Here is a 26,104-nt window from a genome sequence, read left to right as displayed (position 1 = left end):
TCGTTATGCGAGATTCGCCGCAGCAAATTCCCAATTAATCAATTTATCAATTACTGTATTGACATAATCAGGTCGACGATTCTGGAAATCCAAATAGTAAGCATGCTCCCATACATCAATCGTCAACAGAGGGCGAATGCTACGCGTCAAAGGCGAGTCAGCGTTACTTGTCTTAATAATAGTTAACTTTGTTCCCTCTTGCGCGAGCCAGGCCCAGCCACTACCAAATTGTGTAATTGCGGCCGTGGCAAATTCCTGTTTAAAGGCTTCCACACTGCCAAACGCTTCTTCAATTTTTTGTTTTAATGCCGCCGGTGGTTCACCGCCTCCATTAGGGCTGAGGCTGTTCCAGTAAAACATGTGGTTCCAGACCTGAGCTGCATTATTGAAAATCCCGATTTTATCAGCATGGCCAGCTGTGGCCATAATAATCTGTTCCAGTGATTGTCCGGCAAATGGAGTGCCCATAACGAGTTTATTCAGATTATCTACATAGCCTTTATGGTGCTTGCCGTAATGAAAACTTAATGTATGTGCAGAAATAACTGGTTCAAGCGCATTATCTGCATAAGGAAGAGGGGGCAACACATATGTATCACCCGATTGTGCTGCTTTTGAAAAATTATCCAGACTGGTACTCATTTTCTCTCCTTTATTTCTGAATAAAAATTTGAATAATGAAATCATACGATTGATATTGTTAATAAAAATATTATTGGCCGGCACCTGTAACCTCTGTAGCGAAAGTCACCTGGTTGTATCCAGCTGTTCTTGCAGCCTCCATAATCGTGATAACTGACTGATGGGTAGCTTTTGCATCCGCACTGATTACGATGATCGGGTTGTCCTGGTTATGGGCAGCTGATCGCAAAGCATCTCGCAAACTTTCAATGCTGGTAAATTTTATTGGACTATGGTTAATCGTATAGTCTCCCGCAACACTGACCGATATATCTATCATCCTTGGAGCATCCGATACGTGATCTTCTTCAACAACAGCCGCTTGTGGCAACGTTATTTCCAGCTCCGAAAATTTTGAATAGGTAGTAGTAATTACCAGAAAAATGAGGATTACCACTAGCACATCAATCATAGGAACGAGATTGATCTCAGGTTCTTCTCTTTTCTGTCCTCGCTGAAAATTCATTAGACTTTGAGTATTAAGCCAGTAAAACTGCTGAATCTGCCCTGCTGGGCTTATACAGCAAACGGGATTTGCTCTTAAAACTTGCAGGCTGACAAGCTATTCTAGTTTATTATTGCCACTTTCACCATGCCTAGGTGTATTTCGAGTTATTCCGGATTTTTGTAAAGGTCTTTCAAGTGGATCGTCCAGTAATCAGTGTTGTAATGGGCAGCAGCAGCGATTGGCATATCATGCAGCATGCTGCAAATATTTTGAAGAAATTCTCTATCCCGCACGAAACTATAATTGTCTCAGCGCACCGCACACCCGACAGGATGTTTGATTATGCCGAGACGGCTCGTGACCGTGGAATCAAATGTATTATCGCCGGTGCAGGTGGTGCAGCTCACCTGCCAGGGATGATTGCTGCCAAAACCACACTGCCCGTTCTTGGTGTTCCAGTCACTTCAAAACACTTACAGGGTATTGATTCACTCCTATCCATTGTACAAATGCCCAAAGGGATACCGGTTGCCACTTTCGCTATCGGCGAAGCCGGGGCGGTGAATGCTGCGCTGTTTGCTGTTGCCATGCTGGCCGGGAAAGATACCGTGTTGGCCGAGAAACTTGATCAGTTTCGCAAGGATCAGGCGGATTCCGTTGCTGCAATGACTCTCCCTGAATCATGTATATAAGACCAGGCACCATGCTGGGCATGCTGGGTGGCGGTCAACTGGGAAGAATGTTTACCATGGCAGCACAACAAATGGGTTACCGGGTAACTGTACTTGATCCGGCCGCAGAAAGTCCTGCCGCGAACATTGCCGAACGCCATCTGCAAGCAGATTATCTGGATTATCGGGCGCTGGATGAATTAGGATCGACTTGTGCCGCGGTCACCATCGAATTTGAAAATGTCCCCGCTCAGGCACTACGCTATCTGGCGCAACGCTGCATAGTCAGCCCTAATGCCGAAAGTGTCTCAATCGCACAAAACCGTATCCTTGAGAAACAATTTCTTATGGAAAACGGTTTTCCAGTTGTGCCTTTCGTCGCTATTCGTAGCGAAAAAGATATATCCCGGAAAATTGATGCATCCTTATTCCCCTGTATACTTAAAATCAGTCAATTTGGTTATGATGGTAAGGGACAAATTCAAATTGAAAACACGGATATTTTGCCGGAACGATTTGCTGATTTGGGAAGCAGGCCCTGCGTACTGGAAAAACGATTACCGCTTGCCCATGAAATTTCCGTTATCCTTGCTCGCGATAATCACAATCGCATTACTTTCTTTCCTGTCCCGGAAAACAGGCATGTGAAAGGTATCCTTGATACAAGCATTGTACCAGCCGGGTTATCTGACAAGATTATTGAAGAAGCTTGTGAAATTGCCAGACAAGTGGCTATAAGGCTGAATTATATTGGCGTTCTGTGTGTAGAATTCTTTGTTCTGAATAATGATCAGGTTCTGGTTAATGAAATTGCACCACGTCCGCACAACAGCGGACATTATTCGCTTGATGCCTGTATCACCTCACAATTTGAGCAACAAGTTCGCGTATTGTGTGGGCTTCCACACGGCAGCACAAAACAGGTACAGGCTGCTGTAATGATTAATATACTCGGGGACCTATGGCAAAATGATGAACCTGCCTGGGACCAGATATTACGTCACTCACAAGCCAAGCTGCATTTGTACGGTAAACGTGAAGCAAAACCAGGCAGGAAAATGGGGCATTTCACTGTACTAGCAGACTCAACTGAAGAAGCTTTTCTGCAAGCTCAGCATATCAGGCATGATCTTCAATCCTAATACAACACACCAGAAATAAGCTCCCCATCAATCAACTATGACAACTGCGACGCTGTTTGAAACCAATATAACAAGCCTCCCCCTGCTACACCGGGGAAAGGTACGGGATATTTATGTGGTAGATGAAAATAACCTACTGATTATACAGACAGATCGCATTTCTGCTTTTGATGTAATATTACCAACCCCGATCCCGGAAAAAGGTAAGATTCTGACAAAAATTTCCCGTTTCTGGTTCGAGAAACTAGCTCACATTATCCCCAACCACCTTACCGACATACCACCTGAATCCGTTATTCTGCCTGGAGAGCGAGATCAGGTTACAGACCGCGCTTTTGTTGTTAAAAAATTGAAGCCACTCCCTGTCGAGGCAATTGTACGCGGTTATATTTCTGGTTCTGGCTGGAGAGATTATCAGCACAGCGGCACCATTTGTGGCGTTACCCTGCCTGAGGGGTTACGAGAGGCTGACAAAATTCCTGATGGTGCAATTTTTACACCATCAACTAAGGCAGAAGCAGGATCACATGATGAGAATATTTCATATGCTTCTTGTGAACAAATATTGGGAGCACCGCTTGCTTCAGTTGTCAGCAAATATGCAATTGCGCTTTACAGTGCTGCAGCTGACTATGCATTGACACGAAATATCATTATCGCTGATACCAAGTTTGAATTTGGCCTGGATGATAACGATCAGCTTTACCTGATCGATGAAGCACTAACCCCGGACTCCTCTCGTTTCTGGCCTGCTGAAGGCTATCAACCTGGTAAAACCCCACCCAGTTATGACAAACAGTTTATTCGCGACTGGCTGGAACAAACTGGCTGGAACAAAACTCCACCTGCTCCTGCTATCCCGGCTGAAATTCTCATACAAACAGTAGAAAAATATCAGGAAGCATATCAAGTGTTGGCACAGTAATTAATATACTTACAACTCATGGTAAGTTGATAGCGGAGCGACTGATGGTTTCAATCGGATGCGGCTGCCCGACAGCAAATCCTTGAGCATAATCGATCCCAATTTCTGCGAGTTTTTCCAGAGTAGCTTGTGTTTCTACCAGCTCTCCTATTGTCCCGATCTTCAAAGCACGCGCAAATTTGTTGATATTTTCAATTTTTTTCAGATCTTCCGCATCACGTAAAATATTGCAAACTATGCTGCCATCTATCTTCAAAAAATCTGCCCTGATGTACTTCAGCAAATCAAATGATGTACGGTCATGATTGAAGCTGCATAATGAAACCAGGCACCCTAATTGCTGTATTTTCTTTACGAATAGTACTGTATTTTGCAAATTAGCTATAACATCAAATGCTTCTATTTCAAAACATAATTTATCAGGCAGTACTTTGGCGTTCTTCAGGAGATCTTGAACGTGATCAGCAAACGCCGGATCCTTAAGTGTGCTGTTAGATAAATTTATACAAAATGAAATTTCAGTACTAACATTCTTTTTTGAAAGGTATTGGATAATTTTCTTCACGACCCATCCGTCCAGACGCGGCATCAGGTTGTGTTTTTCGACAAGCGGGAGAAACGCGCCCGGGGGAATAAGATTAGACTCTTCCTCTGCCATACGAATAAGGATTTCGTAGTAGGTTGTAGCATTCTGACCAGGTTTAACCGGCAGTATTCTCTGACAAAAAAGACGGAACTCCTCTTGCTCAATAGCCAGGATAATACGGCTGGATGAGTCTATAGATACTCGTGCCGGTTGATGTGTTGCATCTCCACCTGAGTGTTGGGTAAGCTTTCTTTTCCACGATTGCTCATTCTCAGATACAGATTTTTCTTTAAAACTCTCCAGAGACAGCCCATCTTTCTTCATAAACCGAGGCGTATAAAGAGTATAAAACCCGATTACCTTTCCGCCAGAATCGAAATGCGGTATTAAATGGGCGGTAACCAAACAGGCAGATTGATTTATAAGTTTCTGAATTTGTTGACCTTGCACCGTTTCGCCAGATAATACGCGTCCGACTTCATGCTTGATATGGGTATAAAATGATCCACTGAGAAACTCATGCAAAAATCGATTTTCTATTTGTTCAGACCTTAATCCGAACCATTGACGAAAAGCCCGATTGTGATAGCGGCATTGCTGCTCCGGATTAAAATAAGCTAGCATGACCGGAAAATTCTCATCTACAATTTGTAGCTTAGCTTTATTCTCCGAAGAAGTTTTTTCGGCCCAGATTCGATATTTTATTTCATTGGCAAGACGTTCTTTTTGAGCAGCCAACTGTGCAAATTGTATTGAAAATATTTTTTCAGCATGCACAATCTGCATAATTGTAATCAGGATTGCTGTTACCAGAATTACCCATAGCCCTACAATGATATGTGGCTCGATAGAGAGCATGGAATAATCCAGCGCGATCAATAAACCGGCAACAACCATTGTTACAGCCGTCGGCAAAAAAGGTTTAATCGTATTGATTTTTGAGTGGATATACATAGCTATGAGGAAAGTCTCGTTAAAAAAATTTAATTCCCCCAAACTGACCACAACTAACTATAAGATCCAAACGGACGTACTGAAGCCCAAAATTTCCAAAAGCTACCAGGTGTCAACGTGAAACTTCTGGTTGAATGTTCACTGATAGCTGTAAGCTTTAACTGTGTTATTTGCTTTTTTTTCAGTGCCTGAAGTAATGGAGCGAACCAGCTCTGCTCAATTTTCATCAATTCATTTCTCCAATTGAATGCATCCCTGTAATTGGCGTATTTATGGAGATTATCCAGAAATACCAATTGTTCACCTGAATCATCAGAGTATCGCAGTAACTCGCCGGTATCTTCCGGCAAATTATGACACGCAATTTTTCCCATTTCTGCCAGAGCAGAAACAAGGATGTGATTGCTCCAAATTCTGGTATAGGGTGTATGCACTTTTTGGGGCATAACGCCTCCTCCCCATGCCCATACACTATTGACCACCAGATCTCCCTGGGCTTCTCTTATCTGATTTAACGGATGCTCATATAAAAGCATTTGTATTTCATTGATTCTGCTGTTCCAGATCGAACTATCATTCCCGTGAGGTAGAAGATTATTTATATTTTGACCAACCACCTCACTCAAGAGAAATGTTCGCAGCTCAGGTATTTCACTACACTGCAGATACCAGCGGTCAGAATGAAGGGGCAGCAGGGTCAAACCATCATCTGAAATTAGCTTATTAATACTATCGGTAAATGAAATTGCCTCCTTTAGGGAAATATTCAAAATGTGGTTATCGCCCAAAAGTATATGGTTGTTTTTAATCCGGAGATGAACTGGGTCAACGCGTAACCAATAATTATCTCTAAATTCAGCACATCCTCTATCCAACTGCAGCACTATGGGAGCAACGGGCCAGTCATGCTGTTTTTGTACATTAAAAACCTCACATAGCCAAGATTCTACGGAGTGTCCTGGATCTTCAGTACAGAAGCTTTTTGCAAGCATTGTTTCCAATGCCGGCAATTCCAGGTGACGGTAAATATCTACTTGCGAAGTATCTGGCCAGAATAAGGCGGGAATACATAAATGTAGATTCATACAAAATTAGAAATAAATATAAAAGCATCATTGAAGCTATGCTCACTGAGCAAAAGCAATTTATCGATGAAAAATCATAAAAATCACATCGCCCTATGTTATTTGCTGCTCGCACACTCCTGACAGTAAAGTTTTACTACCCCCGTTACAGAGTAGCCAACATTTTTACACAAATATATAAAAGATCCCTGCATACCCCTGAAATTCTACAGAAGAGCGGGGAAAGAGATTTGGCTGAAGTGGTTTTTGCCGATTGATTCTGGGAAAAAGAGAAGTCTTCCTCATTTTTCAGGGGATCCCCCCTTTATGCTGTAACAGGACAGGTTTTTCCTGCTGATGGATCATTAATAAAAATTTTGTTGGCTACTTTTTTCAGATTCATACCAATACATTTCATGATGATATGGGCGTTGATTTTTATCGTGCTGAAGTAGCTGGCATGCTTCATTCCGGATAAGCGTTTGGCAATGCTAAAACACCGCTCAACGATATTTGGCGTTTTTTGCTGATGCGTTTGTCGGGCTGAAAGTGATTTGTTTTTGTAAGCCTGGGCAACCAGTGGTTATGGAAACGTCACGAGAATCTGTTTATGCTCTTCTGGGGCAATAGTGCTAAAAGTGCCAGGTGGATAAATTGCAAGCTGGTATTGAGTTTGCGCTCGCAGTTCTTCCATAATCGCCGGTATTTTTCCAGCCATGAAAAAGTTTATTCCACAATCCAGCGCCTGAGAATGACCGCAAAAGTGTGCGGTTCACTTCTCCTGGCAATCTGCACCGTGATCACCTCACCTAAACACAACCTGACTACCTCGATAGGTGGTTGAGCTGTGTAGCCAGAATCCGCAAAGATGCTCAATACGCTGGACAGTCAGTGTGTGCCTGGCGTCAATGTAGCAATAGCGCCCTTGCGGTCGGTAATGTCCGCGGTTGTCACAGATGCCATCGACGTCAGGTTTTTTCCATTTGGAGAATACGCGTAAACCGTTTCCTATTTCGGGTAGTCACCGGGAAACACTCACCATTGGTAGCCCATTTTAAACATGTACACCACAGTCCACAGTCGAAAAGGTCAACAGTGTGCGCCTGGATAACTTTTTCTCATGCCCAACATTTAAGCATCATCAGGGTATCAAATGATTCTTGCCCGCTACTGGCGGTGATTGATCCCATTTACATTTATATAAACCACCTAAACCCGACCATAGCTGTTTTCAGTCAACCAACCTATCAATCTTCATCAATGCTCTATCTTGCTTCAAACGACGTGCCAACTCGATCAACTCAAAACTCATCCACATCTTGCAAATTTGATCAGATATTTATATCTCTCCATTTTAAGGGTTCTTTGACCAATAGGAACAGTTATGCAGGGAGATTAAAAATTACCAGTTGCAAAATTTTCAAAGATGAATATAATTTTAAGAATTATTCTCATTACTGATTAGGGTTGTTGCAACTGTAATCAATTGAGTATACCCCGTGTTTTCTGAAAATTATTCGACAAAAGTTATCTTTCATGTATATTTGCGTATGTAAGGGAATAACTGAACGCGACATTCACGAGGCCGTAAAACAAGGTGCCGTAAGGATGCGTGATCTAAGGAGCTGCTTGGGCGTTACCGGTCAATGTGGTATTTGTGCTTGCCACGCCAAGGTAACCTTGGATAAGGTATTGAACCAGGAGCTTTCTCAACAAACTACTGCAAGACCCTCCTGAAGTCCTTTTGACTTACTAAAGCTTGCAGGCTAATCATCCGGAGAGAGAAAATCATGAAAGGTAATGCCGATATAATTCGCTGGTTAAATCGTCAGCTACAGCTCGAATTGACTGCTATCAATCAATATTTTCTTCATGCTCGCATGTATAAAAACTGGGGATTTAACAAGCTCGGTGAGTATGAATACCAAGAATCTATTGAAGAAATGAAGCATGCGGATCAATTAATTGAACGCATTCTTTTTCTTGAGGGCTTGCCTAATTTACAAGAACTTGGGAAATTAATGATCGGTGAAAATGCACAAGAATGTATCACTTGTGATCTTGAGCTGGAGCGTGCAGGTCGGGAAACTCTCATAAGTGCGATAGCCGCTTGTGAAACAGCACAGGATTATGTCTCACGTGAAATTTTTAAAGAAATTCTGGAAGATACAGAAGAGCATATCGACTGGCTGGAAACACAGCAAGACGTAATTCAAAATATTGGCCTTCAGAACTGGCTGCAGAGCCAGATTTAATAGCTTGTCATCTGGCCTGCCGTCAAATATGCGTCTGCAGGGTTGTTTTATAACTGAGAACAACAAGGCATCGAGAGTCGGAAGCAACACACCTCCTGTATCAGGGTAAGAATATGTGGCTGGATCCAATCTAACCAGTTAGATTCAGCCAGTGCTGCTTCTGTATGCAATCGTCTGCATATTGTCTATTACTGATCAAAATTAGAAATGTGCTGATAGAATACAAGTCTAACTTGCTATTTTATTAATATCTGTATTTCTAACTTAGTACTTAGTATTATGACTATTAATTGTACTCAGTGTGGTAGTAACCGGACGCATAAATCCCGTTTCAGGCCAGGTGAGCGTACTCCTTCAAACTTATTACTTTCTCCCTATCGCTGTCGTGACTGCAAGGCACGCTTCTGGGGTCGAAATAATGATACTTGTTTTGTGGCTGCAATAAGTGTCGGTAGTATATTTTTGCTGGGAACATTAATCTGGATTGGGTTTTCTACTGACGAATCCATAAGAAATGACCTGCAATCTCAACCACAAGCGTCTTCTGCAGAATTACTTCGAAGTTCTCCTCAATCTCCATCAGTTATTGCATCAACGAAACCAACGCTATCTGAGGCAATTGCGCGCGGAGAGAAAATTAATCTTGAATCGATCAGAAGTGAAGAATCTCATTCTGTACCAAACCTCAGTGACAATCGATTCTATACGATTAGCCTTTTCCTTGAAAAAGCCAGAAAAGGCAGCGCTGACGCCCAATATCAACTAGGTTTACTATATCTGACTGGTAAAGGAACACTTCAAGACTTCTCTGAAGCTTCAAAATGGTTCATATTGGCTGCCGAACAAAATCATCCTCTTGCGCAGTATGAACTCGGCCTGCTTTATCAAATTGGCCAAGGCGTAGAAATGGATAGTGAAAAAAGTTATGTATGGTTCAATCTGGCTGCTGCAGCTGGTATAGAGCAGGCAGCATTGGCACGCGATAAAGCCATGCGTTCACTCAGTAGAGTACAACTTACATCAGCACAAAAAACAGCCCGAGAGTGGCTGGATTCCAGAAATAAATCTGAGAAACAGCTATCGGGCTATTAGAGTAATAACACTACGACTTAATTAAAGTGCTTTAACCATATCTTCCACGACTTTCTTGGCATCACCAAATACCATCATGGTCTTATCCATATAAAAGAGATCATTGTCCAAGCCCGCATAGCCAGCAGCCATACTGCGTTTGACAACCATTACTGTACGTGCCTTATATGCCTCCAGGATTGGCATTCCGTAAATAGGACTTCCTGGAACATTTGCTGCCGGATTGACTACGTCATTTGCGCCTAATACCAGTACGACATCGGTATTCGGAAAATCACTGTTGATCTCTTCCATTTCCTGAACCATCTCATAGGGAATCTCAGCCTCTGCAAGCAGTACATTCATATGGCCAGGCATACGACCTGCGACAGGATGAATGGCAAAACGAATATTGATTCCTTTTTTATGCAGTGCCAATGCTAATTCTTTAACGGCATGCTGAGCACGTGCCACGGCCAGTCCATATCCGGGAATGATAATAACACTGTCCGAATTCCCCAACAAAAATGCAGCATCATCTGCACTACCGCTACGGTAGGTTTTCTGTGCCCCATCGCTAGTACTCTGGCTTCCTCCATCACTGCCAAAACCACCAAGAATCACAGAAAGAAATGGTCGGTTCATGGCCTTACACATAATGTAAGAGAGAATTGCGCCAGAGCTACCTACCAGAGATCCGGCGATAATCAACATCGGATTCCCAAGCGAAAAACCAATTCCTGCTGCAGCCCATCCCGAATATGAGTTCAACATGGAAATCACAACCGGCATGTCTGCACCACCGATTGGAATAATAATGAGAAAACCCAACAGGAAGGCAACCGCTGTCATTGTAGAAAATGCAGTCCAGTTCGTTGTTTCGCTAAAGAAAAACCATAAGCCAAAACTGATCATGACAATTGCCAGCAACAAATTAACCATATGCTGGCCACTAAAGATAATCGGTGCGCCACTCATGCGCCCGGATAACTTAAGGAAAGCAATAACGGATCCAGACCATGTCATGGCACCGATGAAAGTCCCCAGAAAAAGCTCAAGTTTATTACCAGCAGGTAATATTTCCGGCAAACCGAATGAAACCGGATTATTGACAGCGGCAATTGCAATAAATACCGCAGCAAGTCCAACAAGCGAATGCATGAACGCAATGAGTTCAGGCATTGCAGTCATCTGAATACGCTGCGCCACAATTGAACCGATGATTGCACCCACAGCAATACAGCTTAAAATCAGCACCCAGTTTCCAGTAATGGTCAGGGTTGTACTTACAGCAATACCCATCCCCAACATACCAAGTAGATTGCCACGACGTGCAGCAGTGGGCGAACTTAATCCCTTGAGTGAAAGAATAAAAAATACAGCCGCTACCAGATAGGCCAGCGCGATGAAGTTAACAGACATTTAGGCTTGTCCTTTTTTATCTTTTTTCTTAAACATTTCCAGCATACGCTGGGTAACGAGAAATCCACCGAATACATTGATGGATGCCAAGACCACGGCTGCAGCCCCTAACCACGCCCCCCAGTCCGCTTCAGCTGAGCCCGCTGCCAACATTGCTCCGACCAGAATGATACTGGAAATTGCATTTGTTACTGACATCAAGGGGGTATGAAGAGCAGGTGTCACATTCCACACCACATGGTAGCCAACAAAAACTGCCAGGACAAATACTGTCAGGTTAATGATCGTTGGATCAATTTCTCCAATCATGTGTTTTCCTCATAGAGATTCATAAATTTTATGTGTAAACAATACAACCGACTTTTATGATTTACCTATAATTTCTCCAGCCGTACAGACCAGGCTTCCTTTGACAATCTCGTCTTCGCGATCTATTTTAAGCTCGCCAGTCTGTGTATCCAGTATTAGATTCAGGAAATTTAACAGATTACGTGCATATAACGCACTGGCGTCTGTCGCCACCAATCCCGGGAGATTTGCTATGCCAACCAAATGCACGCCGTGTTTAACTACAGTTTTGCCAAGCTCTGATAACGGACAATTTCCACCTGCTTCAACGGCCATATCCACTATTACCGAGCCGGGCTTCATCGCCTTGACTGTTTCTTCACTAATCAGGATGGGAGCCGGGCGACCCGGAATCAAAGCAGTTGTAATGATAATATCTGCAGCAGCGGCACGTTCATGAATCAGATTGCTCTGTCGACGCTTGTAATCCTCCGACATTTCAGCCGCGTATCCGCCAGCAGTCTCTGCTTTAGCTTTTTCCTCATCCGTCAATGGAACTTCCACAAACTTGGCTCCCAAGCTTTCTACCTGCTCTTTGACTGCTGGCCTCACATCAAATGCTTCAATCACTGCACCCAGGCGTTTGGCTGTTGCAATCGCCTGCAACCCAGCCACACCAGCTCCTAGAATCAACATACGTGCGGCTTTAACCGTACCGGCTGCCGTCATCAGCATGGGAAAAAATCTCTGGTATACATTAGCAGCCAGAATAACTGCTTTGTAACCACCAATATTGGCCTGAGAAGACAGCACATCCATACTTTGGGCTCGTGATATACGGGGTAGTTTTTCCATCGCGAATGCAGTGACACCATGCCGGGCTACTATCTCAATTTCCTCTGCAAGATGAGGTGCAAGCAAACCAATCAGTATCGCATCTTTTTTCATATGAACCAGTTCGCTGGCTTCAGGGCCCCGAACCTTCAGTATGATCTGGGATTGCTCATATAACTGCGAAGCACCGGAGACGATTACTGCACCTGCTTCCTGGTATGCGGAATCAGGGATGCTGGCGTTTATGCCCGCTCCTGCCTGCACCAGAACAGTATGCAGTCCCTTGGCAACCAATTTCTTGACGGTTTCTGGCGTAGCCGCCACGCGTGTTTCTCCTGCACGCGTTTCGGCAGGTATGCCTATGTGCATGGATGTTCTCCCTTGTTATTTTATTAATTCATTAATCAAAAATTGTCGTACTGACAACCACAGAAAAATCCATCACACTCATTCAATTTAATATCAAATTCTAAATCAATTTAAAACAGATTGATTTTGGCAGCATTCATGATATCTGACTAAGATGCATGATTATTACTGTGTTGCAGACAATGTCCAATCCAGCGACTTGTCAGTTTTTCCTGCACACTATTCAGACGCAAACGTGAAGCTAATCCACTGAAATCGACCAGATCCAATGGCTGATCTTGATTAAAGCAGGAAAAAACGTATGAAATCTCGCCTGTCTCGGGATTCTTTTGAGGTTGCAGGCATTGCGCGCAGATTTCCTTCATCATGCACTGCATCGGGGAATTAATCGATCCCACTGCAAAGTGTCCGGCTTTAAGATAAGGTGCCAGTTGCTGATGCCGTGCAGCAGCAACTGCTGCCATCATGCGATCGGAGCCGATTGCTATAATACGGTCGGCAGCCTGCATGGAAATCGGTGTATGACCCAGCTCACCATTGGCATAAGCAACCATTGCCTGCACAATATTACCCACATAACTCAAATCGCCTGGACGAGAAGGTTGGAATCCTGGTGATTCGTCACTGCACCAAACAATGGTATCGGCTGCCGCTTCTATTTCTGCCACTTTGTAGCGGTCAGCCAATTTTTTGTAGCCCGCAAAATACAATACTTTACAACCAGCAACCCGGGCAGCAGCACCAATCGAGAACAATACTGCATTACCTAGCCCGCCACCAACCAATATAACAGTTTCATTGGATTCAATTTCCGTTGGTGTTCCGGTTGGCCCCATCAAAATAACCGGCTCACCAGGTTGAAGTAACGAGCACAAATTTGCAGATCCACCCATTTCCAGTGCGATCAATGATACCAAACCTTTCGAGGTATCAACTGAAGCGCCTGTAAGGGCAATTCCTTCCATAGCCAAACGAGTGTGCTCAGAACTTCTTGCAAATGAAGCATAATTTTGAAAACGATAAAATTGCCCAGGGCGAAAATGACGAGCAGCCAAAGGTGCATGAACGACAACTTCTATGATGTTTGGTGTCAGGCGTTCCACCTTATGCACGGTAGCGCGCAACTCATCTCCAATTTCAATGAAAAATTGAGAAGCGGTTTGTACTGATACGGGATCAATCTGAGCAAGCACTCGGCTGACCACTGGATAACCTTGTTTGGCACTGGACATTGCTTTAACCACATTACCTGAATAAGATGGATGCAGGTCACCAAAGAAACTGATGAAACGTCCATCACTAGAGTGGCTCAATAATACCGCGGGCGTCTCAGGCTTGGGATTACCTTTAATGACATCTACAGGCTGACCTTGTTCATCATAAGAAGCAAAATAGTGTCCATTCAGTTTGAAATACTGTGAGTCTTCACGTGCCAGAACAGTATTCGGCTGGGTTCCAGCTGCCACCAATATTGTTCGAGCAGGTTGAACTACCTCCCTCACTTTATACCAATTACCCTCCTCATCCACTGCCTGAACAACAAAACAGATAGATTGAACATGCTCCCATTGATCAATATCAATCCTCAATGGAGTCAGGCCTTCGGCAAAATAGATACCCTCCTCCAACGCTTTCTCTACTTCTTCATGATTCAGCGTATAGGAAGGACTGTCGATCAATCGTTTTCGATAAGCAACTATAGCGCCACCCCAGGATTGCAGCAATGCCGCAACACGAGGTTCGCGATTTTCCTGTCCCGCCTGAGCTTTCTCATTACGGATAGCTCGTGCGTGACTCATAAATTCTTCAGCAATTTCACACTCTTCAATGTCCCAACTAGCGCGTATTACAGCCTCTCCTTGTACTGCTGCCAATATTTCATAGCGCTTCAGGAATTTTTCTACCTGAATGGGGTAATAAGCCAGCGCTTCTGTTGCAGCATCGATTGCTGTCAATCCACCCCCTATCACGACCACCGGTAAACGCAACTGCATGTTGGCGATAGAATTGCTCTGGGCAGCTCCCGTTAGCTGAAGCGCCATCAGGAAGTCAGATGCAGCTCGCACGCCTCGAGCTAATCCGTTGGGTATATTCAAAATAGTTGGACGTCCAGCGCCTGCTGCTAGTGCAATATGATCAAATCCTAGCTGCCATGCATCATCGACAGTCAGCGTGCCTCCAAAGCGCACACCACCGAAAAGAGCAAATTCCGAACGACGTTCCAGTAATAAACGGATCAGTTTAAGGAAATTCTTATCCCAACGTACTGTAATACCATATTCAGCTACACCACCAAACCCGGCAGGCAATCGTTCATCTAGATCTTCGCTTAACTGCTTGACATCGTAAATCGGCATAAAAGAATTACGCTCGCCTTTTATATCTATTCCAGAGATATTGGCTGGTAAAGGCTCTATTTTTAATCCATCCACACCCACTACGGTATGGCCATCATTCATAAGATGATGTGACAATGTGTAGCCTGCCGGCCCCATACCAACCACCAGCACTTTCTTGCCTGTTGCCGCTTTGGGATAGGGTCTGTGCAAATTAAGCGGATTCCAGCGCGTTAGCAAGCTGTAAATCTCAAATCCCCAAGGTAATTCGAGTACATCCTTAAGTGTGCGTGTTTCAGCCTGGGGAATATTGACGGGATCCTGTTTCTGATAAATGCATGATTTCATGCAATCGTTACAGATACGGTGCCCGGTTCCTGCACACATCGGATTGTCCAGCACGATCATGGCCAAACTGCCAATCGCAACCCCCTGGGTTTTAAGCTTGTGAAATTCTGAAATACGCTCTTCCAGCGGACAGCCGGCAAGTAACACCCCCAGATCATTTCTTTTAAAGGTTTTTACTTCTGGAATTTCTTTTGATTTTTGCAAGAATCCTTTTGAACAGGAATCCTTGCCTTGTTCGTGACACCAGATACAATAGTTCGCCTCATCCAGAGCGCCTGTCAAATCGGTTCCATGATCTGTCAGTGAAAAACCTTCACGATACCGAACATGATCAAGACGGTGCATCATATATCCATTGCAATCATCACTCTCCAATGACAGCAGATGTTTCGGATCCAGTTTACGTGGAGATTTGAATAAAATACCCTGATGAGTATGCACTTGCCCTGCAGATGTACGCAACGCCCAAGCGGCATAATGCAACGCAAGCTCAAGCTGTACCGAATAATTTGCTTCATCCGTCATCCAGTGAGCAACATGAGATGCAAAAATAAGCTCCGAAAAAGGCTGGCCAAATTCTTCCACCAACTTTCGTTCCAGCTCCAGGCCATTCAGTGTTTGCAATATCTCATCACTCACCTTGGTTTTGGCACGCCGCTGTACAAACTGACGTTTACAGAAATAAAGGGGGGCCAGTTCATGATGTCGCGCAGCTAAGGTGTTAACCTCACTTTTAATGCCAAACAATATCGCAACAAAGTCTTCCAGCCAGGGAGCCACTTCAATCAGCAAAGCGGATTCATCCTTGGGTGACAGTTGCCCTGGATGCTTTCGTGCCTGAATCAGCCGATCACATAATCTGGGATCACCTTCTCCAAGAAAACTCAGGAATATCTGATCCAGTTTAACCAGGCCAACTCGTTCATACAGTTCCGGAAAGGACATGCCAAATTCAAGGACAAGCCTGGGGTCAGATATTATTGAGGAATAATTGTGCATTGATTGAGAATCAATCATATATTTTAGTCAAATATCCAGGATATTTTTCTAATACAAAAATAGGAATAAACAGATGGCAGGTATTTATTGACTGGAATAATTTTCGGTTTGGAAAATGTAATCAGCTTTCTCGGATACAAATCATGCCGGCTGCCACAGTATTATTGCTGACTTCATCAATCAGAATAAAACAACCGGTTCCCCGATTTTTGGCATATGCATCAATGACGAGTGGTTGCTGTACCTTCATTCCAATTCTAGCAATATCATTCATTGTCAAAATGTTAACTGGCTCTTGATGCATTGTATTTATATCAACTCGATAGTCAATTCGGGTGATTAATCCTTTAACGATACGAGTGGTATGCTTGATAATATATTTACGATCGGGGTCAAATGCTTGTTCGGATAACCAGCAGAGCATGGCATCAAACTCCCTGGTAACTTGAGGCGGCTCTCCACCATTGATTAGCATATCTCCACGCGAGATATCCAGATGATCTTCAATGGTCAAGATGACGGATTGTGGCGCAAAAGCGGTTTCAAAGCTGTCGTTATATAAAAGAATTTCTTTGATGCGGGATGTTAATCCGGATGGTAATACTGTTACTGCATCCCCCACGCGTATTGTTCCGGATTCGATTCGACCCGTATACCCACGGAAATCATGCATTTCTTCCGTTTGCGGACGACATACCCACTGTACCGGAAAGCGAAAATCCAGTACGTTGATATCGTGTTCTATATTAATGGATTCCAGATAATCCAATAATGGCTTGCCCGAATACCAGTCAAGGTTGTCACCACGTTCCACGACCATATCTCCAAGTAGCGCAGATATTGGTATATATTCAATGGAACGAAACCCCAGCCCTTGTAAAAACACAGCAAATTCAGCACAAATCTGCTTGAAGATTTCCTGGGAATAGCCAACCAGATCCATTTTATTAATTGCCACAACCAGATGAGGAATGCCAACCAGACTGGCAAGGTAGGCGTGCCGCCGGGATTGTGTCAAAACTCCCTTGCGCGCATCGATAAGAACAATTGCAAGATTGGCAGTAGAAGCACCCGTTACCATATTACGCGTATATTGCTCATGGCCTGGTGTGTCCGCAATAATAAACTTGCGCCTGGGTGTATTGAAATAACGATACGCCACATCAATAGTGATTCCCTGCTCCCGCTCTGCTTGCAATCCGTCAGTAAAAAGCGAGAGATCAATTTTTTCCATCCCGCGTTTGTTAGAGGTTTTGGTAACAGCACTCAACTGATCTTCGAAGATGGATTTTGAATCATGCAGCAAACGACCTATCAGCGTGCTTTTACCATCATCTACACTGCCTGCACTAATAAATCGCAGCAGCTCGGCATGATCGGGTTCAATATTTTCAACAGCAGCCATGTCCTAGAAAAACCTATGAAGATAAAAAATTAAAACCGGGTGTTATTTCAGAACACTGTCCTAGAAATAACCTTCCCGTTTACGCAACTCCATTGATGCCTCAGAAGTGCGATCATCCATACGTGTTGCCCCGCGCTCAGTAATTCGTGTTAATGCTGTTTCCACGATGATTTCCTCGACACCCCTGGCCTGAGAAGCGACCGGACAGGTACAGCTCATATCACCAACCGTACGGAATCGCACCATCATATGTTGTACACTTTCCCCCGCCTCGGGCTGAACCAGGTACGACACCGGCAGCAGACTACTATTCCGCACAATTACATCTCTCTCATGAGCATAGTAGATAGATGGAATTTCCAGCTGTTCCCGGCCGATATATTGCCATATATCCAATTCTGTCCAGTTACTGATAGGAAAAACCCTGATGTTTTCTCCAGGGTGAGTTCGCGCATTATAGAGACTCCATAATTCTGGGCGCTGATTCTTTGGATCCCATTGACCGAACTCATCCCGAAACGAAAAAATACGTTCTTTCGCACGTGCTTTTTCCTCGTCTCTGCGAGCACCGCCAATGCAGGCATCAAACCCGAATTCTGAAATGGCGTCCAGTAAAGTAACTGCCTGAAAAGGATTGCGGCTTTGGTTCTTGGATCGCAATATGACCCTGCCACGCTGAATAGAATCCTCCATGCTGCGTACAATCAGGCGTTCTCCCAATTGTTTGGCCCGATAATCCCGAAATTCAATTACTTCCGGAAAATTATGGCCCGTATCGATATGCATCAACGGAAAAGGAAAATGGCTCGGGCGAAAGGCTTTTTCAGCCAGTCTCAGCAAAACAACCGAATCCTTGCCCCCTGAAAACAACAGTACCGGATTGGCACACTCTGCCGCAACTTCTCGCATGATATGGATAGCCTCGCTTTCCAAGGCATCCAAATGTGTAAAATATGACTGTTGATTCATTTTATTTTGATTTAAGAACATTAACTTATGTTTCTGCTTTTGTAGTATGTAAACCACATTCTTTAGAGTCTGGGTTTTCCCACCACCAACGCCCGGATCGAATATCTTCCCCGGGAGTTATTGCCCGAGTACATGGAGCACAGCCGATGCTGGGATAAAATTGGTCATGCAACGCATTGTAGGGAATATTGTGCTGCTTTATATAGTTCCATACATCCTTCTCAGTCCAGTCGCACAAGGGATTAAATTTATGTATACCGTGAATGTTATCAAATACTGATAACTTCAGCTCCTCCCGAGTGGTTGATTGCTCGCGACGCATTCCTGTAATCCAGGCACGCTTTCCAGCCAAAGCACGCTTTAGCGGTTCAACTTTTCGTATATAGCAACAACGTTTTCGCAGATCGATACTTTCATAAAACCCATTTGGGCCATATTGCGTCACATAGTTCTCAACAGACGATGAATCAGGAAAATAAGCATGGATGGAAACACCATAACGCTCCTTCGTCTTTTGTATCAGATCATAAGTTTCCTGTGGAAGACGTCCGGTATCAAGCGTAAATATGCCAATTTCCGGATGATGGCGAGCGATTACATCAGTCAATACCATATCTTCAGCACCAAAACTGTTGGCAAATACAGCGGGAGAATAATCCCGCTGGATATTACCTAACAAACTGTGTAACTGCTCAACCTTCTGTTGCAATGTTTGCTCATCCATATTAATAAAGCGTTATTTTACCTGACAAATACATATCCATAAAAAATCTATATAAGCACGCCAACCCGATGTGAATCCTTACGCTACGCTACACTTGTCATAGCTTCGAATGATACACAACACAAATGACCTCATTTTTACATTGCACTTTAAACATATATGCAAGCATAACAATAATATTTATAATATAAAAGAATATTAAATTAATTATATATTATAGTTTGTTATATAAATGAAACTCCAGCAATTGAGATACCTTCGTGAAATTGCAAAACAAAAGCTGAATTTATCCAAGGCTGCGAATGCTCTGCATACTTCACAACCTGGGGTCAGTCGACAAATCCAGCTATTGGAACAAGAGTTGGGGGTCGAGATTTTTACACGCCACGGTAAACGTCTTACCAGTATCACTCAGCCAGGGCTTGCGATCCTGGAAACTGCCCAACGAATGCTGCAGGACGCAGATAACCTGAAAAAAATTGGAAATGAATTTAATGATAAGGAGAGCGGTACATTTGTTATTGCAACTACTCACACACAAGCACGGTATGTGCTCCCTCCTGTAATCAAGCGCTTTATCGAACGCCACCCAAAAATCAGATTATCCTTGCGACAGGGAAGCCCTATAGAAATATCCACCTGGGTTTCATCTGGTGAAGCCGATTTGGCTATCGCAACCGAAGCCATCGAATTATTCGACGAACTCGTTATGTTGCCTTGTTATGAATGGAATCGTTGTGTCGTCGTTCCGCCTCGGCATCCACTACTCCAACTTAAGGAGTTAACGCTTGAATCCATCGCTCAATACACAATCATTACCTACGATTTTGCTTTTACCGGTCGATCCAAAATCAATCAGGCATTTGAATCCAGAGGATTAAAGCCCAACGTGGTACTGACAGCACTTGACGCGGATGTAATCAAAACTTATGTAGAAATCGGTTTGGGCGTAGGCATTCTGGCAAAGATGGCCTTTGATCCGGCTCGCGATAAAAAGTTGCGGGCCATTGATGCTGCACATCTGTTTGAACCCAGTACTACTCGCATCGGTATCTGTCGCAACAGCTACATTCGCCACTACATTTACGATTTTATTGAGATGTTTGCGACACATCTTGATACAGAAACGATCAATAGACTGCTCAGAAATCCTGAAAACTAACTGCTATTGGTAGTAACAATTGGCATAGATAAAAAGGCTCCCACCCTGTCCGGATTGATGACTAGAACGCTTTCTGGTAGACTCCGCCCCTTAAAATTTCAGTATATTCTTCGGAAATTAGAGGCGGCACCACAACATAAATATCGCTGAAATACACGTTCCGCCTGACAGCCTGCACACCCGCAACAATAAAGCTGAATAAGCGAGCACTAGCACCATAAAGAATAAATTTCTGACCGGGAGCCAAGATAGCTCACGCTCCCTATTATTTTATATTTAATTAGTATTATTAATTTCTTTGGCCATCCAGATATACTTCATATAACAAAATACGATATATAATTAATTTAATATTCTTTTGAATTATAAAAATAGTTGCTATGCTTGCACTCTTTATTTAAAGAGTGCTGTAACAGCAAAGCTGAAACAGGCGTAAACGGGTTTTTAATTGATTTGCCATATCTACAAAATTTTAACCACCAGCTGGATATCTCATTTCTACGTATTTCTACGTGTGAAAAACTTCCAAAATATAAAATAAAATGACGGTATCACAATTCTCAGGAGCCGCTCTGACTGCAGAACAGTGGCGTCTTGTCGAAGCACTAAGCTCTTCTCTTACACCTGAACATGCGTATTGGATCAGCGGTTACTTTGCTGGCATTGGGTCAGCCTTGTTACACAAGGGTACTACTGCGGCCCAATCTCCAGATACACGCATTTCCGCAGCAGTAGTACAAGCAGAACCAGTTGCAGCTCGTTCACTTACAATCCTTCATATCAGTGAAACCGGTAACAGCACCGAACTGGCAATCCGTTTGGCAGCACTGGCTATTGAACAAGGACTCAACCCGACATTGGTTGACATAGCTGATTACAAAGTTCGCAAACTCAAAGAAGAGCAGGATCTTCTGATCATCACCTCCACCCATGGAGAAGGAGATCCACCTCAGTCTGGAATGGAGTTTTTTGAATTAATCGAAAGCCGCAAGGCACCAGCACTACCTGAACTACGTTACGCCATACTTGCGCTGGGCGACATGAGCTATGAACATTTTTGTGGTGCCGGCAAACGTCTTGATGAGCGTTTCGAGGAACTGGGCGCAAAACGGCTGCAGCCACGCATTGACTGTGATGTGGATTATGAAGAACCGGCTGCTGCATGGAGTAGCAATATACTGGCGCTACTCACCGCCGAGAAAAGAGCGGCAACACCATCCGCCGCATCACAACTAGAGACAACAGGAAGTACTCAGCAAGCTGATAATTCAGCTTACGGTAAACGAAACCCCTTCCCTGCAACTGTCATTGACAACATTGTTCTCTCGGGTCGCGGCTCTACCCGGGAAACACACCACATCGAAATATCACTTGCTGATTCCGCTTTAACCTACGAGCCGGGCGATGCATTGGGCATCGTGGCGAACAACGATCCTGTGATGGTTGAGGCACTACTGACCACGCTCGACATGAATCCAGGCACATCGCTGACCGTAAAGGGTCAGGTAACAACACTCTTTGAAGCGCTTAGCAAATTATTCGAAATTACCACAGCAACACTGCGTTTTCTTGATCACTGGGGGGAATTGACCGGCACAACCGATATTTTTACTGCAATGGATAATGTCGAACGTGCGGCATTCCTTCATGAGCATCATATTATTGATATTATTCGCGCTTTTCCGCTCAAAGGTCTTGATCCACAGCGTTTTATCGACGGGTTGCGCCCTCTGCAACCGCGCCTCTACTCTATTTCCTCCAGCCTGGCGATTTGCCCTGATGAGGCACATATCACTGTCGCGCCAGTACGTTATAAGCTGCATGGAGAAATTCGTTCAGGTGTTGCATCCAGTCACCTTGCTGATCGTGCAAACGCTGATTCCATATTACCAGTCTACATTCAGAGCAATCCATATTTTCGCCTGCCACCCAACGGCGAACCCATCATCATGATCGGCGCTGGTACCGGTGTGGCACCTTACCGTGCCTTTATGCAAGAACGCGAAGCAAATGGCGGTGGCCGTTCATGGTTATTTTTCGGAGAACGCAATTTCCGTGTGGATTTTCTTTATCAGACTGAGTGGCAGAACTGGTTAAAAAATAGCATTCTGACAAAAATGGATGTCGCTTTCTCACGAGATAATGCAGAGAAAACTTATGTTCAGCACCGCATTCATGAACATGCACACGATGTCTATGCCTGGTTGGAAGAAGGTGCACATATTTATATATGTGGAGATGCGTTACGCCTGGCGCCTGATGTCCACAATACATTGGTCACCGTAATCGAAGAACAAGCAAGCGTTCAGCGCGAAGAAGCAGAAGAGTATCTTCGCAACCTGCAACGCGATGGGCGCTATCAGCGCGACGTTTATTGAGAATAGAAATGGCAGACACACTCCCTCCCACTGATCGCAGCTGCGATATTTCCCAACCACTTGAGCGCCTAAGCCCGGATGAGGCACTGAAGGCTGGAAGTGAATACCTGCGTGGCACAATCGCACTTGGACTGCTTGACCGTATTACATCTGCTGTACCAGGCGACGATATCAAGCTGATGAAATTTCACGGTATTTATCAACAAGATGACCGGGATGTTCGTGATGAACGCCGTCGCCAAAAACTGGAACCCGCTTTTCAGTTCATGATCCGTGTGCGTTTACCGGGAGGTATCTGCACAACCGAACGCTGGCTGAAGATTTCAGAACTTGCCTGTGCGCACGGTAATGAAACGTTACGCATGACCACCAGACAGACTTTCCAGTTTCATTGGGTGCTCAAGCACAATATTGTTCCGGTTATTCGTGGTCTTCATGAAGTATTGCTCGATACAGTTGCTGCGTGCGGAGATGATTCACGCGGTGTAATGGCTACGGTTAATCCCCAATTTCCAGCTCTGCAGGCAGAACTGGCAGCACTGGCAAAAACAGTAAGTGATCATGTCATTCCCAAAACCAGGGGCTATCATGAAATCTGGTATGGTGAAGAACGTATTGCTTCATCTGAACCGGAAGAACCATTCTACGGGCGAACCTATATGCCCCGTAAGTTCAAGATTGGATTTGTGATCCCGCCCAATAATGATATTGATATTTATGCTCAGGATCTGGGTTATATCGCAATCGTGGGTAAAGATGGAAAAATAGCGGGATTCAATATAGCAATCGGTGGTGGAATGGGGCGTACCGACAAGGTACCGCATACCTATCCGCGTACCGCATCAGTTATTGGCTTCATTACGCCAGACAGACTTATTTCTGTTACCGAAGCTGTCATGGGAGTTCAGCGCGACTATGGCAATCGCGCTGACCGGTCACGTGCACGCTTTAAATACACAATCGATGATAAAGGACTGGACTGGATCAAACTGGCAATTGAAGATCGTGCCGGATTGCTCGAACCCGCCCGCCCTTACCACTTCACATCCAATGCAGATATCTATGGTTGGGTAGAATCGGATGATGGCTATCATCATTTCACGTTGTTTGTTGAGAACGGCCGGCTCAACCGCGATACGCTCGACAAAATTGCACGGATTGCACATGTTCACAAAGGGCACTTTCGCCTGACTCCCAATCAAAATCTCATGATTGCCAACGTTGCCACAGCCGACAAACCGAAGATAGAAGCATTACTGGTGGGATCGGGACTGATTGCTTTTAATGAACACAGCGTGCTACGTCTGAATTCAATGGCGTGTGTCGCTTTTCCAACCTGTGGCTTGGCAATGGCAGACAGTGAACGTTATCTGCCTACTTTGATTACGAAAATTGAAGGAATTCTCACTCGGTACAATCTGCAAGATGAGCCAATTACGCTCAGAATGACAGGATGTCCTAACGGGTGCAGCCGCCCTTTCATTGCGGAAATTGGACTTACCGGCCGCGCACCGGGTAAATACAATCTTTATCTGGGTGGCGGTTTTCACGGCCAGCGCCTCAATCGCCTTTATCGTGAAAATATTGGTGAGGCTGCAATTCTTGAAGCGCTTGATGAAGTACTTCGTCACTATGCGACAGAACGATTGCCTGACGAGCATTTTGGTGATTTTACGATTCGCGCAGGAATTATTCGTGAAGTAACAGAAGGACGTTTTTCAAATGACTAACTGATGCTATGCGGCGATACTCTCTATATTGCGTAAAAATCTCACAAAAGTGAGGTTATGCGTACAGCAGTGACTCAGAAGAAGCTACTCTTGCTGTATAAACAGCTGCCAGCCATGTTCTTTTTCCAGGTTCAGTAGCACAGCCATTGCTGTGCCGATGCCTGATAAACGCCCTCCTTGCAGGGTAATTATCAGGCTATAACCGAGTTACAGTTTGGCGCCGGTACCCACCAGCGTTGCCGAAGTAATCTTGTAGGAAAAGGATTCCGGCTCCAGGCTATCTTGTTGTCTCCCGTCAATTTCAGCATGTGGATAGAGGAAGAATGGCAGCTTGCCGGCTGCACATGCCTTACCCAGATCCACATTTTCACCATCGTTGAACGCCACCCAGTTCATTTCCCAGGATCCAAACAATTTTTCTCTTAGCTGACTGATCGAGTCATGGTTGTTCGGCAGAGATTCCAGTGCCATGACTTTCGCCACATCAGACGGATCCACCGGAACCCAACCAAACCCGGAAAGATAAAACTCTGCCTGACAATGCTGGGAAGTACTGATATCACCGGATTTCCCAAGATTTTTGTTAAGAGAGGATTCACCGATACGGATCCCGTACTGGATTCTCGCTGGAATGCCGGAAGCGCGTGCAAGCCCGACAAAAAGTGAATGGATGTCCGCGCATTTTCCACTAAGATTTGCTCCGGATAGCATGCTCCGTATATCCCCTCTGCCCTGCCCGCGCACACTGTTGTCATAGGTAACATTATTAATTATCCAATCATAAATGGCGCGCGCCTGTTGCAATGGAGTACGGGCATTAGCCTGGCTAGTCACGGAATGTGCCATTTTTTTCACAGCGTTATCCAATGGAATCTGGCTGGTAGGCTGCAGATAGCGTTTGATATTCTGGGGAATTGAAACTTTGGCAGGAGCCTGGTAAAAGCTCAGATCAGCAGTGCGATAGGCTGTTTTGACAATACTGCTCACCTTGACCGTCCGTTCTTCACCCTTTTGCCAGGTTGCAAAAAATACCGGGGAAGAGGTACCGGGTAACATATAAAATGCAGAAGCAGTCGCTTTTCCGCTCCAATTACTTCCTTGTGTAAACTGATAAATCGTATCATTTGTATCCGGCAACGGCAGCCACAGCTTTGCAACCTTGCCTGCGGCGGGCAGAGTAATCTGGTACGTTAATTGATAGCCGCGCCATTTCGCCTGATTCAACGGTAACGCGGAAGCTCGCGAAACAGACGGAGCCAAAACAGCTGCTGCAGCGCCTGTACCAACCAACTTGAAAAAATCTCTGCGTTTCATACGCCTCCTCATCAATGATAATATTGAAC

The 26,104-nt window shown here is 44.5% G+C and carries 23 protein-coding genes and 1 pseudogene; 10 read left to right on the top strand and 14 right to left on the bottom strand.

The window, feature by feature from the left end; all coding sequences use genetic code 11:
- Positions 1-3: 3 nt before the first annotated feature.
- Both ACZ5EJ_RS05575 and ACZ5EJ_RS05570 read right to left on the bottom strand, forming a co-directional pair.
- Complete coding sequence (locus ACZ5EJ_RS05575; RefSeq protein ID WP_011634279.1) at positions 4-642, bottom strand: superoxide dismutase; 639 nt, start codon at positions 640-642, stop codon at positions 4-6.
- A gap of 70 nt (positions 643-712) precedes the next feature.
- Positions 713-1,147: an ExbD/TolR family protein gene (locus ACZ5EJ_RS05570; RefSeq protein ID WP_011634278.1), complete on the bottom strand. Its 435-nt coding sequence runs from the start codon at positions 1,145-1,147 to the stop codon at positions 713-715.
- A 176-nt stretch (positions 1,148-1,323) separates the two neighbouring features.
- Between ACZ5EJ_RS05570 and purE the strand changes: the two genes are divergently transcribed.
- The 3 genes from purE to ACZ5EJ_RS05555 are packed head-to-tail and all read left to right on the top strand — an operon-like array spanning position 1,324 to position 3,867.
- Positions 1,324-1,821: a 5-(carboxyamino)imidazole ribonucleotide mutase gene (gene purE / locus ACZ5EJ_RS05565; RefSeq protein ID WP_207204487.1), complete on the top strand. Its 498-nt coding sequence runs from the start codon at positions 1,324-1,326 to the stop codon at positions 1,819-1,821.
- Positions 1,812-2,942: a 5-(carboxyamino)imidazole ribonucleotide synthase gene (locus tag ACZ5EJ_RS05560; protein WP_011634276.1), complete on the top strand. Its 1,131-nt coding sequence runs from the start codon at positions 1,812-1,814 to the stop codon at positions 2,940-2,942. Before purE ends, ACZ5EJ_RS05560 begins: the two co-directional genes overlap by 10 nt.
- A gap of 37 nt (positions 2,943-2,979) precedes the next feature.
- Complete coding sequence (locus tag ACZ5EJ_RS05555; protein ID WP_074455577.1) at positions 2,980-3,867, top strand: phosphoribosylaminoimidazolesuccinocarboxamide synthase; 888 nt, start codon at positions 2,980-2,982, stop codon at positions 3,865-3,867.
- A gap of 16 nt (positions 3,868-3,883) precedes the next feature.
- On the opposite strand, the gene ACZ5EJ_RS05550 is transcribed toward ACZ5EJ_RS05555, so the two are convergent.
- Both ACZ5EJ_RS05550 and ACZ5EJ_RS05545 read right to left on the bottom strand, forming a co-directional pair.
- Positions 3,884-5,407 carry a sensor domain-containing phosphodiesterase gene (locus tag ACZ5EJ_RS05550; RefSeq protein WP_074455578.1) on the bottom strand — a complete coding sequence of 508 codons (1,524 nt, stop codon included), beginning with the start codon at positions 5,405-5,407 and terminating at the stop codon, positions 3,884-3,886.
- 53 nt (positions 5,408-5,460) lie between these two features.
- On the bottom strand, positions 5,461-6,399 hold the full coding sequence (locus tag ACZ5EJ_RS05545) for a hypothetical protein (protein WP_464557717.1): 939 nt from the start codon (positions 6,397-6,399) through the stop codon (positions 5,461-5,463).
- An 8-nt stretch (positions 6,400-6,407) separates the two neighbouring features.
- On the opposite strand from ACZ5EJ_RS05545, the gene ACZ5EJ_RS05540 reads away from it, so the two are divergent.
- Positions 6,408-6,572 carry a hypothetical protein gene (locus tag ACZ5EJ_RS05540; protein ID WP_464557647.1) on the top strand — a complete coding sequence of 55 codons (165 nt, stop codon included), beginning with the start codon at positions 6,408-6,410 and terminating at the stop codon, positions 6,570-6,572.
- Between the two features lie 224 nt (positions 6,573-6,796).
- On the opposite strand, the gene ACZ5EJ_RS05535 is transcribed toward ACZ5EJ_RS05540, so the two are convergent.
- Both ACZ5EJ_RS05535 and ACZ5EJ_RS05530 read right to left on the bottom strand, forming a co-directional pair.
- Positions 6,797-7,051: a transposase gene (locus ACZ5EJ_RS05535; RefSeq protein ID WP_083331304.1), complete on the bottom strand. Its 255-nt coding sequence runs from the start codon at positions 7,049-7,051 to the stop codon at positions 6,797-6,799.
- Between the two features lie 14 nt (positions 7,052-7,065).
- A pseudogene (locus tag ACZ5EJ_RS05530) lies at positions 7,066-7,257 on the bottom strand (transposase); the annotation flags it as partial.
- 750 nt (positions 7,258-8,007) lie between these two features.
- Here ACZ5EJ_RS05530 and ACZ5EJ_RS05525 point away from each other — a divergent pair.
- From ACZ5EJ_RS05525 to ACZ5EJ_RS05515, 3 genes are all read left to right on the top strand, one after another.
- Positions 8,008-8,208 (top strand): (2Fe-2S)-binding protein, encoded by a 201-nt coding sequence (locus tag ACZ5EJ_RS05525; RefSeq protein WP_011634271.1) that lies wholly within the window; start codon positions 8,008-8,010, stop codon positions 8,206-8,208.
- 53 nt (positions 8,209-8,261) lie between these two features.
- The gene (gene bfr, locus ACZ5EJ_RS05520) at positions 8,262-8,726 is read left to right on the top strand and encodes a bacterioferritin (protein WP_011634270.1); all 465 of its coding nucleotides are present in this window, start codon (positions 8,262-8,264) and stop codon (positions 8,724-8,726) included.
- A gap of 432 nt (positions 8,727-9,158) precedes the next feature.
- Positions 9,159-9,818: a tetratricopeptide repeat protein gene (locus ACZ5EJ_RS05515; RefSeq protein ID WP_242500229.1), complete on the top strand. Its 660-nt coding sequence runs from the start codon at positions 9,159-9,161 to the stop codon at positions 9,816-9,818.
- Between the two features lie 21 nt (positions 9,819-9,839).
- Here ACZ5EJ_RS05515 and ACZ5EJ_RS05510 read toward each other — a convergent pair whose 3' ends face one another.
- The 7 genes from ACZ5EJ_RS05510 to ACZ5EJ_RS05480 all read right to left on the bottom strand — a co-directional run bounded on the left by ACZ5EJ_RS05510 (position 9,840) and on the right by ACZ5EJ_RS05480 (position 19,491).
- Positions 9,840-11,219 carry an NAD(P)(+) transhydrogenase (Re/Si-specific) subunit beta gene (locus ACZ5EJ_RS05510; RefSeq protein ID WP_011634268.1) on the bottom strand — a complete coding sequence of 460 codons (1,380 nt, stop codon included), beginning with the start codon at positions 11,217-11,219 and terminating at the stop codon, positions 9,840-9,842.
- Positions 11,220-11,528, bottom strand: a complete 309-nt coding sequence (locus ACZ5EJ_RS05505) for an NAD(P) transhydrogenase subunit alpha part 2 (protein WP_011634267.1) — start codon at positions 11,526-11,528, stop codon at positions 11,220-11,222.
- 54 nt (positions 11,529-11,582) lie between these two features.
- Positions 11,583-12,710: a Re/Si-specific NAD(P)(+) transhydrogenase subunit alpha gene (locus tag ACZ5EJ_RS05500; protein ID WP_011634266.1), complete on the bottom strand. Its 1,128-nt coding sequence runs from the start codon at positions 12,708-12,710 to the stop codon at positions 11,583-11,585.
- A 149-nt stretch (positions 12,711-12,859) separates the two neighbouring features.
- Positions 12,860-16,411 carry an FAD-dependent oxidoreductase gene (locus ACZ5EJ_RS05495; RefSeq protein ID WP_464557644.1) on the bottom strand — a complete coding sequence of 1,184 codons (3,552 nt, stop codon included), beginning with the start codon at positions 16,409-16,411 and terminating at the stop codon, positions 12,860-12,862.
- A 103-nt stretch (positions 16,412-16,514) separates the two neighbouring features.
- A complete protein-coding gene (gene cysN / locus ACZ5EJ_RS05490; RefSeq protein ID WP_074455581.1) occupies positions 16,515-17,798 on the bottom strand; it encodes a sulfate adenylyltransferase subunit CysN in 1,284 nt (427 codons plus the stop codon).
- A 60-nt stretch (positions 17,799-17,858) separates the two neighbouring features.
- On the bottom strand, positions 17,859-18,767 hold the full coding sequence (gene cysD, locus ACZ5EJ_RS05485) for a sulfate adenylyltransferase subunit CysD (protein ID WP_074455625.1): 909 nt from the start codon (positions 18,765-18,767) through the stop codon (positions 17,859-17,861).
- A gap of 25 nt (positions 18,768-18,792) precedes the next feature.
- Positions 18,793-19,491, bottom strand: a complete 699-nt coding sequence (locus tag ACZ5EJ_RS05480) for a phosphoadenylyl-sulfate reductase (RefSeq protein WP_074455582.1) — start codon at positions 19,489-19,491, stop codon at positions 18,793-18,795.
- 232 nt (positions 19,492-19,723) lie between these two features.
- Here ACZ5EJ_RS05480 and cysB point away from each other — a divergent pair, with 232 nt between their 5' ends.
- The 3 genes from cysB to ACZ5EJ_RS05465 all read left to right on the top strand — a co-directional run bounded on the left by cysB (position 19,724) and on the right by ACZ5EJ_RS05465 (position 24,761).
- Positions 19,724-20,653: an HTH-type transcriptional regulator CysB gene (cysB, locus tag ACZ5EJ_RS05475; protein WP_011634261.1), complete on the top strand. Its 930-nt coding sequence runs from the start codon at positions 19,724-19,726 to the stop codon at positions 20,651-20,653.
- A gap of 542 nt (positions 20,654-21,195) precedes the next feature.
- Positions 21,196-23,031 (top strand): assimilatory sulfite reductase (NADPH) flavoprotein subunit, encoded by a 1,836-nt coding sequence (locus tag ACZ5EJ_RS05470; protein ID WP_074455583.1) that lies wholly within the window; start codon positions 21,196-21,198, stop codon positions 23,029-23,031.
- 8 nt (positions 23,032-23,039) lie between these two features.
- Positions 23,040-24,761, top strand: coding sequence for an NADPH-dependent assimilatory sulfite reductase hemoprotein subunit (locus ACZ5EJ_RS05465; RefSeq protein ID WP_074455584.1), 1,722 nt, complete (start codon positions 23,040-23,042; stop codon positions 24,759-24,761).
- A 207-nt stretch (positions 24,762-24,968) separates the two neighbouring features.
- Here the strand turns inward: ACZ5EJ_RS05465 and ACZ5EJ_RS05460 are convergent, their stop codons facing one another.
- Positions 24,969-26,075 (bottom strand): transglutaminase domain-containing protein, encoded by a 1,107-nt coding sequence (locus tag ACZ5EJ_RS05460; RefSeq protein ID WP_074455585.1) that lies wholly within the window; start codon positions 26,073-26,075, stop codon positions 24,969-24,971.
- Positions 26,076-26,104: the final 29 nt, after the last annotated feature.

The organism is Nitrosomonas sp. TNE100 (assembly GCF_055387135.1).
Note: the sequence above shows the minus strand (reverse complement) of the source record. Positions and strands in the feature narration are given on the sequence as shown.